The sequence below is a fragment of the Kitasatospora sp. NPDC002522 genome (genome assembly GCF_053595195.1).
Genome location: NZ_JBSFXE010000012.1, coordinates 1 through 12,865, shown reverse-complemented (window position 1 = coordinate 12,865; position 12,865 = coordinate 1). Strand labels below are relative to the sequence as shown.

Below are 12,865 nucleotides of genomic sequence, written 5' to 3'. Positions count from 1 at the left end.
GAATCTGCACATCCGTTCGATCTCAATTGCGACCGCGGGTCGCACCCTGCACCCCCAGGACCGTCAGGCCGGCTGCCAGCCAGATCGCGCCGACGACCTGGGCGGTGTGGGAGGCCTCGACCAGGACGGCGACGAGGACGGCGATGCCGAGCAGGGGGACGAGGACGTGGCGGGTGCGGTCGGGGGAGTGGTGGCGGACGGCGTACCAGCCGATCACCGAGGCGTGCAGGAGGACGAAGGCGGTCAGGGCGCCGACGTTGACCACCGAGGTGAGCTGGTCGAGGCCGTCGTCGCGGCGGGCCGCCCACACCGCCGCCACCAGCGTCACCGTCGCGGCCGCCAGCAGGGCGCGCCGCGGGACGGCGGTCCGGGCGTCGACCGTGCCGAGCATCCGGGGCAGGCGGCCCTCCCGGCCCATCGCGAAGACCAGCCGGCCGGCCGCGGCCTGGCCCGCCAGCGCGGCGAACGCGGCGCCGATCGCCTTGCTGGCCGCGATCAGCACGTGCAGCCAGTGCCCGACGCCCGCCTCGACGGTGTCGTAGAAGGCCGAGCCCTGGGCGGCCGGGTCGGCGGCCAGCTGAGCCGGCGTCATGGGCTCCAGCACCGCGGCGAGGTACGTCTGCACCGTGAACAGCAGGCCGGCCAGCGCCAGGCACCACAGCACGGCCCGCGCGACCGCCGCCGAGGCGCCGACCGCCTCCTCGACGAAGGAGGCGATCGCGTCGAAGCCCAGGTAGGACAGGACCGCGACCGACACCGCCGACAGCACCGCCGTCAACGAGCTGTGTCCGTTTCCTTGGGCGCCGACCCCCTCGAACGGGGACCACCAGTCGCGGGCGGCGCCGTGCCGGGCCAGCTCCACGGTGGCGGCGACCACGAAGACCGCCAGCACCGCGATCTCCATCGCCAGCACCGCGAAGCCGACCGCCGCGGCCGTCCGCACCCCGACCAGGTTCAGCGCGGTGGTCACCAGCACCGCCAGCACCGTCCACACCCAGCGCGACACGCCCGGCACCAGCGAGTTGAGCGCGATGCCGGAGAACAGGTACGCCACCGCCGGGATCAGCAGGTAGTCGAGCATCGCCATCCAGCCCGCGACGAAGCCCGGCCCCTCGCCCAGCCCGGCCCGTGCGTAGGCGAAGACCGAACCGGTCTGCGGGACGGCGCGCACCATCAGCGCGTACGAGTAGGCGGTGAAGCCCATTGCCACGGTCGCCACCAGGTACACCGCGGCGACCGCGCCGTGGCTCTTGGCGTCCAGCACGCCGAAGACGCCCACCGGGGCCATCGGGGCGATGAACAGCAGGCCGTAGACCATCAGGTCGCGCACCCCGAGGGTGCGGCGCAGGGTGCTCGTCTCCGGGGGTGCGCTCACCCTCGCCATTCCACCACCGGGACGCGTTCGGCCCCGGGTGGCGACGCGCGTGGGAGCCCGCCGGACTCGCCCGTACGATGGAGCCATGTCCACCAGCACTCAGCGCCGCGTCCTGCTCGCCGCCCCCCGGGGCTACTGCGCGGGCGTCGACCGCGCCGTGATCGCCGTGGAGAAGGCCCTGGAGCAGTACGGGGCGCCGATCTACGTCCGCAAGCAGATCGTCCACAACAAGTACGTCGTGCAGACCCTGGAGAAGCAGGGCGCGATCTTCGTCGACGAGACGGAGGAGGTGCCCGAGGGCTCGATCGTGGTCTTCTCCGCGCACGGCGTGGCCCCCTCGGTCCACGACGAGGCCGAGGCCGGCAAGCTCGCCACCATCGACGCCACCTGCCCGCTGGTCACCAAGGTGCACAAGGAGGCCGTGCGCTTCGCCGACGAGGACTACGACATCCTGCTCGTCGGCCACGAGGGCCACGAGGAGGTCATCGGCACCATGGGCGAGGCCCCGGACCGGATCCACCTGGTGGACGGTGCCGAGGACGTCGCCAACGTGCAGGTCCGCGACGAGTCCAAGGTCGTCTGGCTCTCGCAGACCACCCTGTCGGTCGACGAGACCATGGAGACCGTCGGCGAGCTGAAGAAGCGCTTCCCGCTGCTGGTCTCGCCGCCCAGCGACGACATCTGCTACGCCACCCAGAACCGCCAGGTCGCGATCAAGAAGCTGGCCCCCGAGGCGGACCTGCTGATCGTGGTCGGCTCCAAGAACTCCTCCAACTCGGTCCGCCTGGTCGAGGTCGGCCTGGAGTACGGCGCCAAGGCGGCCCACCTGGTCGACTTCGCCGACGAGATCGACGAGGCCTGGCTGGACGGCGTCGAGACGGTCGGCCTGACCAGCGGCGCCTCGGTGCCGGAGATCCTGGTCGAGGGCGTCCTCGCGTACCTCGCCGAGCGCGGCTTCGGCGACGTGCAGATCGTCAAGACCGCCGAGGAGCACCTCACCTTCTCGCTGCCCAAGGAACTCCGCCGCGACCTGCGCGCAGAGGCCGCCGGCAAGGTCTGACCCGACGACGCCCGCGCGGTTCGACGCCGCCCACACGCGCTTCGACCCGAGGTCGGCGACGACGCCCGGATCCCCTCCCGAGGGGGTCCGGGCGTCGCCCGTGCGGACGGCGGGCCTGCGATAACGGCTGCGGCCGTCGGCCCGCGCCCGTACGTTGGTGCGGAGGCCGGCGGGCAGCGGACGCCCCCGGCGCCACGGAGGCGACGAGCCCCCGGCTCAACGGAGGCGGCAACAGCGATGACGACGGTCTTCGGCGTGGACATCGGCGGTTCGGGCATCAAGGGCGCCCCGGTCGACCTGGCCAAGGGCGAGCTCACCCACGAGCGGCACAAGGTGCTCACCCCGCACCCGTCCGAGCCCGACGCGGTGATCGAGGCGGTCTGCGAGGTGGTCCGGCACTTCGACCACCAGGGGCCGGTCGGACTCACCTTCCCCGGCGTGGTCGTCGCCGGGCAGACCATGACCGCCGCCAACGTCGACAAGGGCTGGATCGGCCTGGACGCCGCCGCCCGGTTCAGCGAGGCGCTCGGCCTGCCCGCCACGGTGGTCAACGACGCCGACGCGGCCGGCATCGCCGAGGTCACCTTCGGCGCGGGCCGCGACCAGCGGGGCGTCGTCCTGCTGCTCACCTTCGGCACCGGCATCGGCAGCGCCCTGTTCTCCGACGGCGTGCTCGTCCCCAACACCGAACTCGGCCACCTCGAACTGCGCGGCAAGGACGCCGAACGGCGCGCCTCCTCCGCGGCCAAGGAACGCCACGACCTCAGCTGGCCCGAGTGGGCCGGCCGGGTCGACGAGTACCTCGACCTGGTCGAGATGCTGTTCTCCCCGCAGCTGGTGATCGTCGGCGGCGGGGTCAGCCGCAAGCACGAGAAGTTCCTGCCGCTGCTGAAGGACCGCCGGGCCCGGATCGTCCCCGCCGAACTGCGCAACGACGCGGGCATCGTGGGCGCGGCGATGGCCGCGGGCGCCAGGGCCCTGCCGTCCGGCGAGCCGGTGGTGGCGGGCCGCTAGCGGCCGCGCGGCCTGCGGGACGGGCGTCGGCTCGGGCTCGCCGGACGGGCGTCGGCTCCCGCGTACCGGACCGGTGTCAGCTCGGGCTCAGCGGATCCGGCGGTGGTGGCGCTGCGCCAGGTAACGGGCCGTCACGATCGCGGCGGCCAGGCCGGTGCCGGTGAACAGCCAGCCCGCCCGTAGCGCCAGGCCGCCGGCCAGGGACACCAGCTGGCCGGTGACGCCGTGCGCGGTGACCGGCTGGAACAGCACCAGCGCCGCCGCGAAGGCGATCGGGCCGCAGATCGGCGCGGCCGGCAGGTCCGAGTACCGCACCCGCACGGCCAGCTGGAAGCACACCACCAGATAGCCGAGCCCGAACAGCACTCCGAGCCCGCCGAACAGCAGTCGGTCCAGGCCGGCCACCGCGAGCGTCCCCGCCGTGGCGACGACCCCCGTCCCGACCGCGGTCAGCCGGGCCGGCCGCCCGGTGCCCGGCTTCCGGCGGGCCAGCGGCAGCCGCAGGCGCACCTGCGGCAGGGTGCGGGGGCCCCGTCGCGGACCGGCCGACCGCAGCCGGGACTCGGGGGGCTTCGGCTGTCCCGGTACGGCGGCCTCGACGGCGCCGCGTCCCGGCGGTCGCCTTCTCGGCCCTGGCGGCTGGGTACGGATGCTCTGCTCCACCCGACCAACGTACGGTCCGATCATCGACACCCTGTGTAATGGCCGCCGAGGAATTGTCCGTGTCCGCCCGGGCCGCGCCCCGGGTGGTGCGCGTGCGCTCGACGACCGCTTCCGGAGGGCCACCGCGCGCCCCGTAGACTGGGGGATCGGCCCGCACGCGGCGCCGCTCGACGGAGACCAGCCGGGCTCCACGCCCTCCAAGCCACGGGACAAAAGCCTTCATGTCGCTCACGATCGGAATCGTCGGCCTGCCGAACGTCGGCAAGTCGACCCTGTTCAACGCCCTGACCAAGAACGACGTGCTGGCGGCCAACTACCCGTTCGCCACCATCGAGCCGAACGTCGGCGTGGTCGGCGTGCCGGACGACCGGCTGGCCAAGCTTGCCGAGATCTTCGGCTCGCAGCGCATCCTGCCCGCCACGGTCGACTTCGTCGACATCGCCGGCATCGTCCGCGGCGCCAGCGAGGGCGAGGGCCTGGGCAACAAGTTCCTCGCGAACATCCGTGAGGCCAACGCGATCTGCCAGGTCGTCCGGGCCTTCACCGACCCCGACGTGGTGCACGTCGACGGCAAGGTCTCGCCCAAGGACGACATCGAGACCATCCACACCGAGCTGATCCTGGCCGACCTGCAGACCATCGAGAAGGCGCTGCCCCGGCTCCAGAAGGAAGCCCGGCTCAAGAAGGACACCGCGCCGGTGCTGGCCGCCGCCGAGGCCGCCCAGGCGGTCCTCGAGACCGGCAAGACCCTCTTCGAGGCCGGCTTCGACACCACCCTGGTCCGCGACCTGCACCTGATGACCGCGAAGCCGTTCCTCTACGTCTTCAACGTCGACGAGGACGAGCTCTCCGACGAGGACTTCAAGGACGCCCAGCGCGCCCTGGTCGCCCCCGCCGAGGCGATCTTCCTGAACGCCAAGATCGAGTCCGAGCTGATCGAACTCGACGACGCCGAGGCCCTCGAACTCCTCCAGTCGATGGGCCAGGACGAGCCCGGCCTCGCCACCCTCGCCCGCGTCGGCTTCAACACCCTCGGCCTGCAGACCTACCTCACCGCAGGCCCCAAGGAAACCCGCGCCTGGACCATCAAGAAGGGCGCCACCGCCCCCGAAGCCGCCGGAGTCATCCACACCGACTTCCAGAAGGGCTTCATCAAGGCCGAGGTCACCTCCTTCCACGACCTCGTCGAAGCCGGCTCCCTCACCGAGGCCCGCGCCAAGGGCAAGGCCCGCATCGAGGGCAAGGACTACGTCATGCAGGACGGCGACGTGGTGGAGTTCCGCTTCAACGTGTAGGACTGCGCGCGCACTGCACATCAGGCGTCGAGTCGAACGTGCACGTCAGAGGGGCCGGACTCGGCTGAGTCCGGCCCCTCTGACGTGATGGTGTCTGACATTTCTGACGTCGAGTCAGCGGCATTCAGGTCTCGTAGACGGTGGACCGGTGTCCCACGTGAACGACCCAGACCACCAGTTCCCCGTTGTCGATCGTGTAGACGACGCGGTAGTCGCCGACGCGCAGACGGCGGCGGTCGGGCTGGGACACGAGTGCGGTGGTGTTGAAGCCGAGTGGATCGCTTTCCAACTCGGTCAGTTTGGCCAGGATGCGCAGCGCCATGTCGCGAGGGACCTTCCTGAGCTCGGCCTGCGCCTCGGGGCGGAAGATGGTTCGGTACTCACTCACGGCGCGCCAGCGTCTCCCTCATGACGTCCTCGATCGGGATGCCGGGTGCCGGGTTGGCCATGCGGTCGTCGATGATCCGGTTGATCTCGCGCTCTTCCCACTCCTGGTACTTGCGCAGCACCTCGATGGAGACGACGGCGGCGACCTCCTTACCGCGGCGCGTAATCACCGTGGGTACGTCGTCGCGGTCGGCGCGCTCCACGACCTCCGCCAAGTGTGCACGCACGTCGCGGATGGACTCTATGGGCAGTGGCTGCGTCATGCGCTCAAGCGTACCGAGTGTCCCATGTGTACACAACGGGAGCTGAAGTGGTGGGCGGCCCGCCTTGCCGCGGTCGCGGGTGCCGGACCGGAGTCACCGGCCGAGGAGCTGGTCCAGGTCGAGGGTGATGTCGAACGGCACCGGGCGCTGCAGCCTCCCGCGGAAGATGCCGGTGGGGGCGTAGCTGCGGGTGGGGGCGTCGAGTTCGTAGACGTGGACGACGGGGGAGTTCGACTCGTCCTCGATGATCCAGTAGTGCGGGATTCCCGCCTCGGCGTACTTGCGGAGCTTCACGGTGCGGTCGCGGTGGGCGGACTCGGGGGAGACCACCTCGACGACGAGGGATACCTGTCGGGGGTCGTACCAGGTGCTATCAGGCTCGAAGGGCGTGGTGGTCACCAGGAGATCGGGCTCCGGGCGGTTCCGGGAATCGAGGCGGACGGTCATCTCGCGGGCGACCTCGATACCGGCGGGCGCCTGCCGGGCCAGGGCGAAGGTGAGCGTGGTGACGAGGTGGCTGTGCCGGGACTGCTGCGGCCGGCGGAAGACCAAGGCGCCGTCGATCAGTTCGGTGTGGGGCGGAGCCTCTGGGAGGTGGTCGAGGTCGTCGGCGTACCAGCCCTCGGGGCGTGGCGGGTGCATCCAGGCGGGGAGCGCGGTCACCGGGGCACAGTAGCGCGCGAGGGCGGCGTAGACAGTGTCTACAGGGGGTGGTAGACAGTGTCTATGGATGAGCAGGGGTCGTTGCGGGAGCGGTTGGTCGACGCCGGGGTGGAGCTGGTGCTGGCTGAGGGGTCGGGGGCGGTGGGGTTGCGGGAGATCGCTCGGCGGGCGGGGGTGTCGCACGGCGCCCCGCGGAGGTACTTCGCCACGCATCAGGCGTTGTTGTCGGCGGTGGCGCGGCGGGGGTTCGAGGAGTTGGCGGGGCGGTTCGAGGCTGCGGTGGCGGGGGCGGCGGGGCCGCGGGAGAAGGTGGCGGCGTTCGCCCGGGTGTACGTCGCGTTCGCGGGGGAGCGCCGCGGGATGTTCGAGTTGATGTTCCGTCACGACCTGCTGAACGGGGACGGGGTGGCCGAGGGGCAGCCGAGGTTGCGGGAGGCGACGCGGCCGCTGTTCGGCGAGATGGCGCGGCTGGTGGGGGAGTGCCTGGGGGAGCCGGCGCGGGCCGGAGTGGTGACGGCCGCGCTGTGGACCAACCTGCACGGGTTGGCGCAGTTGTGGGGGTGGGGGAGCGTGCAGCTGATGCTGGGGGAGCAGGCGCGGGTGGACGCGTTGCTGGACGCCGTGCTGGACGCGCACCTCGGGCCGGTCGCGGCGTGAGCGCCCGGCTGGCGCTGCCGGTGAGCGCGGCGGCGGCCATGCTGGTGGCGTTGGACGGCACCGTGCTGCTGCTCGCCCAGCCCCGGATGAAGAGCGAACTGACGGCCGGCACGGCCGAGTTGCAGTGGACGAGCACCGCCTACCTGGTGGCGGTCGCCGCACTGCTGGTGCTGGCGGGCCGGCTCGGCGACCGGTATGGGCACCGGCGCACCCTGGTCGCGGGGGTGCTGGGCTTCGGCGCGGCCTCGGCGGGCATCGCGGTGGCCCCCTCGATCGGGTGGGTGATCGCGCTCCGGGCCGGGCAGGGCGCGTTCGGGGCGCTGCTGCAGCCGGGGACGCTGGCGTTGCTGCGGCTGTGCTGCCCGCCCGAGCGCCTGGGGCGGGCGATCGCGGTGCGCACGGGGGCGATCGCCGTGGCGGCCGGGCTGGGCCCGCTGCTCGGCGGGGTGCTGGTGGCGGACTTCGGCTGGCGGGCGGTGTTCTGGATCAACGTGCCGCTCGCCGTGCTGATCGCCGGACTCGCCGCCGCGCTCCGGATGCCCCGGCCGTCCGGGCAGCAGGACGAGCAGCGGCTGGACCTGGCCGGCGCGGCGCTGCTGGCCGCCACCCTCGCCATCCTGGTGCACGCCCTCGCGCAGGTCCCGGAACGCGGCTGGCGGACGGCCGCGACGGTGGGCGAACTCGCCCTCGCGGCCGGACTGGCGGCCCTGCTGATCGGGCACGAGCGGCGCGCCGCGCACTCCGTGGTGCCCGCGGCGGTGGCGCGGTCGCGGCCGGTCAGCGCCGCGCTGGCGCTGCTGCTGACGGCGTCCGCCGGACTGTTCGGCACCCTGTTCAGCACCACCTTCCGTCTGCAGGACGCGCTGGGCATCGGCCCGGTCGGCGCCGCGCTGCGGATGCTGCCGCTCACCGCGCTGATGGTGCTCGGCGCACCCGTCGCCGAACGGGCGCTGCGCCGCCACGGCCCGCGCCGCACCGCGCTGGCGGGGACGCTGCTGCTGGTCGCCGGGATCGCCGGCCTGGCCGGACCGGCGCAGGGGGGTGGTGCGACGGCGGCGACCGGCCTCGCCTCGGCGCTGCTGGGAGCCGGGTTCGCGGCGGTCATGGTGACGGCGACGGGCAGCGTGGTCGGTGACGCGCCGCCCGGATACGCGGGCGCGGTGGGCGGGTTGAAGCAGACCGCGATGAACGTCGGCCCGACGCTCGGCATCGCCACCGCGGCGGGCGCCGGCCCGCACGGCACGCTCCCCGCCCTGGCGGTGCTCGCCGCGCTCGGGCTGGCCCCCGCGGCGCTGCTGCCCGCGGGGACGGAGCGGGGAACCGGACCCGCGGCACGGGCACCGGTAGCGCCCTGAGCTGCGAACGCCGTGCCAGGCTGAAGCGGGTACGGAGCGGAGGAGGAGTGCGGGTGGCGGCCGGGGTGCTGAGTTCGGTGGTGCTGGACTGCCCGGATCCGGAGCGGTTGGCCGGGTTCTACCGGGAGTTGACGGGCTGGGAGGTGACGTACCGCAGCGAGGCCTACGTGTTCCTCGGGGACGGTCCGGTGCGGATCGGCTTCCAGCGGGTGGGCGGTTACCAACCGCCGCCGTGGCCGGCGGACGGGGCCCGTGCCCGCCTGGACTTCACGGTGGCGGAGCTGGACCCGGCGGTCGAGGCCGCGCTCAGGGCCGGCGCCACGCGGCCGGAACACCGGGCGGGCGGCGAGCACGGGGTCACGCTGCTGGACCCGGACGGACACCCGTTCTGCCTCGCCCGCCCGCGCTAGTCCGCCGCGGGATGCTGCACGAGGAGACGAGAGGAGACGAGGAGAAGGTGGGAACCCGCCGATGATGGACGAGGTCGAGGTGTTCCACGAGGTGGACGGCGAGCGGCTGGCCTGCCTGGTGCTGGAGCCGGTCGGGGCTGTTCGGCCGGGGACGGCGCTGGTGATGCACGGGGCGGGTGCCGACCGGTCGCAGGGGCTGCCGCTGGCACGGGAGTTGGCCGGAGTGGGGTACGGCGCGGTGGCGTTCGACTTCTCCGGGCACGGCGGCAGCAGTGGCGGGGCCGAGCGGTTCTCGTTGGCACGCGGGCTGCGCCAGGCGCTCGGCGTGCTGGAGCGCTTCGCTCCGGACGGCCCGGTGCTGCCGGTGGGGTTCTCGATGAGCGCGCAGACCGTCGCCGACCTGCTGCCCGTCCTCGGCGGCCGGGTGCGGGCGGTCGGCCTCGGCGCCCCGGCGGTCTTCCCGCGCGAGGCCTGGGGCCTGCCGTTCGGCGACCCCGGGTTCGGCCGCGCGCTGCGGGATGCCGAGGGCTGGCGCGACAGCACGCTGTTCGGGTCGCTGGCCGACTACGCGGGATCGGCGGTGCTGTTCGTGCCCGGGCGGGACGAGGTCGTCCCGCCCGGGATGACGGAGGCCGTCGACGCGGCACTGCGCACCCGCGCGACCGTCACCCGGCTGACCCTGCCGGGCGCCGACCACGTCCTCGGCCCGTGGCTGGCGGAGCACCCGCGGGAGCGGGCGGCGCTGGCTGACGCACTGCTGTGCGCCACGGACTGAACCGGGAACCGAGCGTCCCGCCGACCGCCCGGCCGCCCGACCGCCCGCCCGGCCGCCCGCCTGACCGAACGTCCCGTCAGTCGCACGTTCCGTCAGTCAGACGTCCCGTCAGCCACCCGCTCGTCAGCCGAGCGTGACGATCAGTCCGCCGTCCTCCGTGGGGCTGACGGTGACGCCGGCGAGGTCGGGGACGTGGTGGTCGGGGTGGTGGGCGGCGGCCCGGGGGCCGATGCCGAGGACGGGCATGCCGGCGGCGCGGGCGGCGGCGATGCCGGCCTCGGAGTCCTCCAGGACCAGGCACTCGGCGGGGACGACGCCGAGTTCGGCGGCGGCCTTGAGGAAGCCCTCGGGGTCGGGCTTGCTGGCGCCGACCTGCTCCGCGGTGACCAGCAGCGGCGGGAGGGGGACGCCGGCGGCGGCCATCCGGACCCGGGCCAGGGCGTCGTCGGCGGAGGTGACCAGGGCGTGGGGGAGGCCGGCCAGCGACTCCACGAGGCGTCGGGCACCGGGGACTTCGACGACGCCGTCGGTGTCGGCGGTCTCCTCGTCGAGCATCAGCCGGTTCTCGGCGAGGTTCTGCTCGACCGGGCGGTCGGGGAGCAGGACGGCCATGGTCAGGTGGCCCTGGCGGCCGTGGACGACCTGCATCACCTCGTCGCCGTCCAGGCCGACCCGGTCGGCCCAGCGCCGCCAGCAGCGCTCGACCACCGCATCGGAGTTGACCAGCGTGCCGTCCATGTCGAGCAGGACGGCCCGGACCGGCAGGGTGACGACGGGCATCGGGACTCCTCGGGAGACGCCTCGGGAAGAGGTTCCGCACCCGGGCGGGGGCGGCGTTTGTTCCTCAATCATACAAACGTCGCCGTGAGGGAGGCCTCAGCCCACCAGATGGGCGTTGACCGCCCGCGCCGCCTCGGCCAGCTCGGGCAGCTCGACCACCTCGATGCCCGCGGCGGTGAGCAGCTCGGTGCCCTGGCAGGCGGCGACGAACAGCGAGGGCTCGCGCCAGGCCATCACCACCCGGGCGACGCCCGCCGCGACCAGGAGTTCGGCGCACGGGTGCGGACGGGAGGCGCGCTGGCCGCACGGCTCGAGGGTGCTGTACACGGTCGCGGTGCGCAGGCGCGGGTCGTCGGCGGCGAGCTTGCCGAGGGCGGCCTCCTCGGCGTGGTTGACCGCGTCGACCTCGCGGCTGAAGCCCTCGCTGAGCACTTCGCCGTCCGCGCCGACGATCACCGCGCCGACCGAGAACGCGGTCTCGGAGGGCGGGCAGCGCTTGGAGAGTTCGATGGCGCGGACGAGCCAGTCGCGGTCAGTGGTCATCGGGGGACTCCTTCGGGGCGTACCGCAGCAGGACGACGTCCCCCACGGTACGGGCCTCCAGCAGGCGCATCCGGCGGGTGGGGCCGCCGGGGTAGGCGGCCGGGCCGAGGAAGCGCGGGGCGTCGGGCTGGCCGACCAGCAACGGGGCGACGGCGAGCTGGAGTTCGTCGGCCAGGCCCTCGGCGAGGAACTGGGTGTGGACGCTGCCGCCGCCCTCCACCATCAGCCGGCGCACCCCGCGCGCACCGAGGTCGTCGAGCACCGCGCCCAGCGGGACCGCCGTGCCGAGGCCGACCACCTCGGTGTCGGGGGCCCCGGCGAGCGCGGCGCGCAGCGCGGGGGCGGCGGCGTCGGTGGTGTAGGCGAGCTTGGCGCCGCCGGTGTGCCAGAACCGCAGCTCGGGGGCGAGGCCACCGCGGGCCGACAGGGTGACCTTCAGCGGGTACTCGGGCAGGCCCGCGGCGAGCCGATCGGCGCGCCGGCCGGGGGAGTTGACCAGCAGTCGGGGGTTGTCCGCGCGCAGGGTGCCGCTGCCGACCAGGATGGCGTCGCTGGCGGCGCGCAGGGCGTCGACCCGGTCGAAGTCCTCCGGGTTGGAGAGCAGCAGCCGGTCGGGGGAGGCGTCGTCGAGGTGGCCGTCGATCGAGACGGCCGCGCTCAGCAGGACGTGGGGGCGGGGCACGGGGCGCACTCCAGGGTCGGTGGACGGGCGGGGTCCACCGTACGACGGGTCGTGCGGCGGGTGGATCACGCCGGGGAGTGGTGGACGGATCAGGCGGGGCGCGGTGGACGCCTCACGCGGGCGGTGGCGGGTGGATCACGCGGGGCGCGGCGGCAGCGGCAGCGGGAGGCCGGGCAGGCCGTCGATGCTGGTGGCGATGTAGTCCTTGCCCTCGCAGTAGGCGCCGAACTCCTCGTCGGTCTTGCGGTCGAAGTACTGCTCGTGCAGCTCGCGGTCGGAGCGGTAGTCCATGAACGGCACGGCGAACCCGCAGGAGTCGCTGACCCGTTCCGCCCGGACCAGGATGATCGCGCGCAGCGCCGAGCCGTCGGCGGCGTCGTCGAAGTGGCCGAGCAGCCCGGCGAACCGCTCGTCGTCGCGGAAGACCGGCTCGCCGCGGCCGTGCACCCGCACCACGGTCGGCGGGCCGTCGAAGGCGCACCACATCAGGGTGATCCGCCCGTTCTCCCGGAGGTGGGCGATGGTCTCGGCGTGCGAGCCGCCGAAGTCCAGGTAGGCGACGGTGAGTTCGTCGATCACCGCGAGGGTGCCGGAGCGGCCCTTGGGGGAGAGGTTGACGTGGCCGTCGCCGGCGAGCGGGGCGCTGGCGACGAAGTAGACGGGCTGCTGCTCGATGAACGCGCGGAGTCGGCCGTCGATGCGTTCGTAAGTCTTTCCCATGGCGTCGATTCTGCTCCCGGACCGGTGCGGCGGGCGAGCTGATAACGACTCAGTCTTGTGATGTGAGACGAGATTGTCCGAGGAGTGGACCTCCGTCCTATCCTGGTGGAGCCGCCCCCGACGAGGAGGGAATCTCAATGATCGTGTCAAGCCGTCTGCGTGACCGACGGGGCGGAGGTGAACAGCCTCTTGTCACGCAGCATCGCCCACAGCACATCGACAC

Annotated in this window: 14 protein-coding genes and 1 pseudogene; 7 read left to right on the top strand and 8 right to left on the bottom strand. The window is 73.3% G+C overall.

Features of this window, described 5'->3' with window-relative positions:
* Positions 1 to 22: 22 nt before the first annotated feature.
* Positions 23 to 1,384, bottom strand: coding sequence for an APC family permease (locus tag ACWD4U_RS12640; protein WP_363451778.1), 1,362 nt, complete (start codon positions 1,382 to 1,384; stop codon positions 23 to 25).
* Positions 1,385 to 1,460: 76 nt separating this feature from the next.
* Here ACWD4U_RS12640 and ACWD4U_RS12635 point away from each other — a divergent pair, with 76 nt between their 5' ends.
* Both ACWD4U_RS12635 and ppgK read left to right on the top strand, forming a co-directional pair.
* Positions 1,461 to 2,435 (top strand): 4-hydroxy-3-methylbut-2-enyl diphosphate reductase, encoded by a 975-nt coding sequence (locus ACWD4U_RS12635; protein ID WP_363451776.1) that lies wholly within the window; start codon positions 1,461 to 1,463, stop codon positions 2,433 to 2,435.
* A 237-nt stretch (positions 2,436 to 2,672) separates the two neighbouring features.
* Positions 2,673 to 3,449 (top strand): polyphosphate--glucose phosphotransferase, encoded by a 777-nt coding sequence (ppgK, locus tag ACWD4U_RS12630; protein WP_363451773.1) that lies wholly within the window; start codon positions 2,673 to 2,675, stop codon positions 3,447 to 3,449.
* 87 nt (positions 3,450 to 3,536) lie between these two features.
* On the opposite strand, the gene ACWD4U_RS12625 is transcribed toward ppgK, so the two are convergent.
* Positions 3,537 to 3,959, bottom strand: coding sequence for a DUF6542 domain-containing protein (locus ACWD4U_RS12625; protein ID WP_363451770.1), 423 nt, complete (start codon positions 3,957 to 3,959; stop codon positions 3,537 to 3,539).
* 374 nt (positions 3,960 to 4,333) lie between these two features.
* Between ACWD4U_RS12625 and ychF the strand changes: the two genes are divergently transcribed.
* Positions 4,334 to 5,407 carry a redox-regulated ATPase YchF gene (gene ychF, locus ACWD4U_RS12620; protein ID WP_363451768.1) on the top strand — a complete coding sequence of 358 codons (1,074 nt, stop codon included), beginning with the start codon at positions 4,334 to 4,336 and terminating at the stop codon, positions 5,405 to 5,407.
* 124 nt (positions 5,408 to 5,531) lie between these two features.
* On the opposite strand, the gene ACWD4U_RS12615 is transcribed toward ychF, so the two are convergent.
* From ACWD4U_RS12615 to ACWD4U_RS12605, 3 genes are all read right to left on the bottom strand, one after another.
* Positions 5,532 to 5,795: a type II toxin-antitoxin system RelE family toxin gene (locus ACWD4U_RS12615; protein WP_363451766.1), complete on the bottom strand. Its 264-nt coding sequence runs from the start codon at positions 5,793 to 5,795 to the stop codon at positions 5,532 to 5,534.
* A complete protein-coding gene (locus ACWD4U_RS12610) occupies positions 5,788 to 6,057 on the bottom strand; it encodes a type II toxin-antitoxin system Phd/YefM family antitoxin (protein ID WP_363451765.1) in 270 nt (89 codons plus the stop codon). The genes ACWD4U_RS12615 and ACWD4U_RS12610 overlap by 8 nt, the downstream gene beginning before the upstream one ends.
* A gap of 93 nt (positions 6,058 to 6,150) precedes the next feature.
* Positions 6,151 to 6,720 (bottom strand): Uma2 family endonuclease, encoded by a 570-nt coding sequence (locus ACWD4U_RS12605; RefSeq protein WP_363451764.1) that lies wholly within the window; start codon positions 6,718 to 6,720, stop codon positions 6,151 to 6,153.
* Between the two features lie 63 nt (positions 6,721 to 6,783).
* Between ACWD4U_RS12605 and ACWD4U_RS12600 the strand changes: the two genes are divergently transcribed.
* From ACWD4U_RS12600 to ACWD4U_RS12585, 4 genes are all read left to right on the top strand, one after another.
* Positions 6,784 to 7,377 carry a TetR/AcrR family transcriptional regulator gene (locus ACWD4U_RS12600; RefSeq protein ID WP_363451762.1) on the top strand — a complete coding sequence of 198 codons (594 nt, stop codon included), beginning with the start codon at positions 6,784 to 6,786 and terminating at the stop codon, positions 7,375 to 7,377.
* 38 nt (positions 7,378 to 7,415) lie between these two features.
* Positions 7,416 to 8,732 carry an MFS transporter gene (locus ACWD4U_RS12595; RefSeq protein ID WP_363452083.1) on the top strand — a complete coding sequence of 439 codons (1,317 nt, stop codon included), beginning with the start codon at positions 7,416 to 7,418 and terminating at the stop codon, positions 8,730 to 8,732.
* A 53-nt stretch (positions 8,733 to 8,785) separates the two neighbouring features.
* A complete protein-coding gene (locus tag ACWD4U_RS12590; protein WP_363451760.1) occupies positions 8,786 to 9,142 on the top strand; it encodes a VOC family protein in 357 nt (118 codons plus the stop codon).
* 61 nt (positions 9,143 to 9,203) lie between these two features.
* Positions 9,204 to 9,917, top strand: coding sequence for an alpha/beta hydrolase (locus tag ACWD4U_RS12585; RefSeq protein WP_363451758.1), 714 nt, complete (start codon positions 9,204 to 9,206; stop codon positions 9,915 to 9,917).
* A 123-nt stretch (positions 9,918 to 10,040) separates the two neighbouring features.
* Here the strand turns inward: ACWD4U_RS12585 and ACWD4U_RS12580 are convergent, their stop codons facing one another.
* The 3 genes and pseudogenes from ACWD4U_RS12580 to ACWD4U_RS12570 all read right to left on the bottom strand — a co-directional run bounded on the left by ACWD4U_RS12580 (position 10,041) and on the right by ACWD4U_RS12570 (position 12,642).
* Positions 10,041 to 10,697: an HAD-IA family hydrolase gene (locus ACWD4U_RS12580; RefSeq protein WP_363451756.1), complete on the bottom strand. Its 657-nt coding sequence runs from the start codon at positions 10,695 to 10,697 to the stop codon at positions 10,041 to 10,043.
* 96 nt (positions 10,698 to 10,793) lie between these two features.
* A pseudogene (locus ACWD4U_RS12575) lies at positions 10,794 to 11,922 on the bottom strand (dihydrofolate reductase family protein).
* A gap of 135 nt (positions 11,923 to 12,057) precedes the next feature.
* A complete protein-coding gene (locus ACWD4U_RS12570; protein WP_363451754.1) occupies positions 12,058 to 12,642 on the bottom strand; it encodes a pyridoxamine 5'-phosphate oxidase family protein in 585 nt (194 codons plus the stop codon).
* Between the last annotated feature and the right edge of the window lie 223 nt (positions 12,643 to 12,865).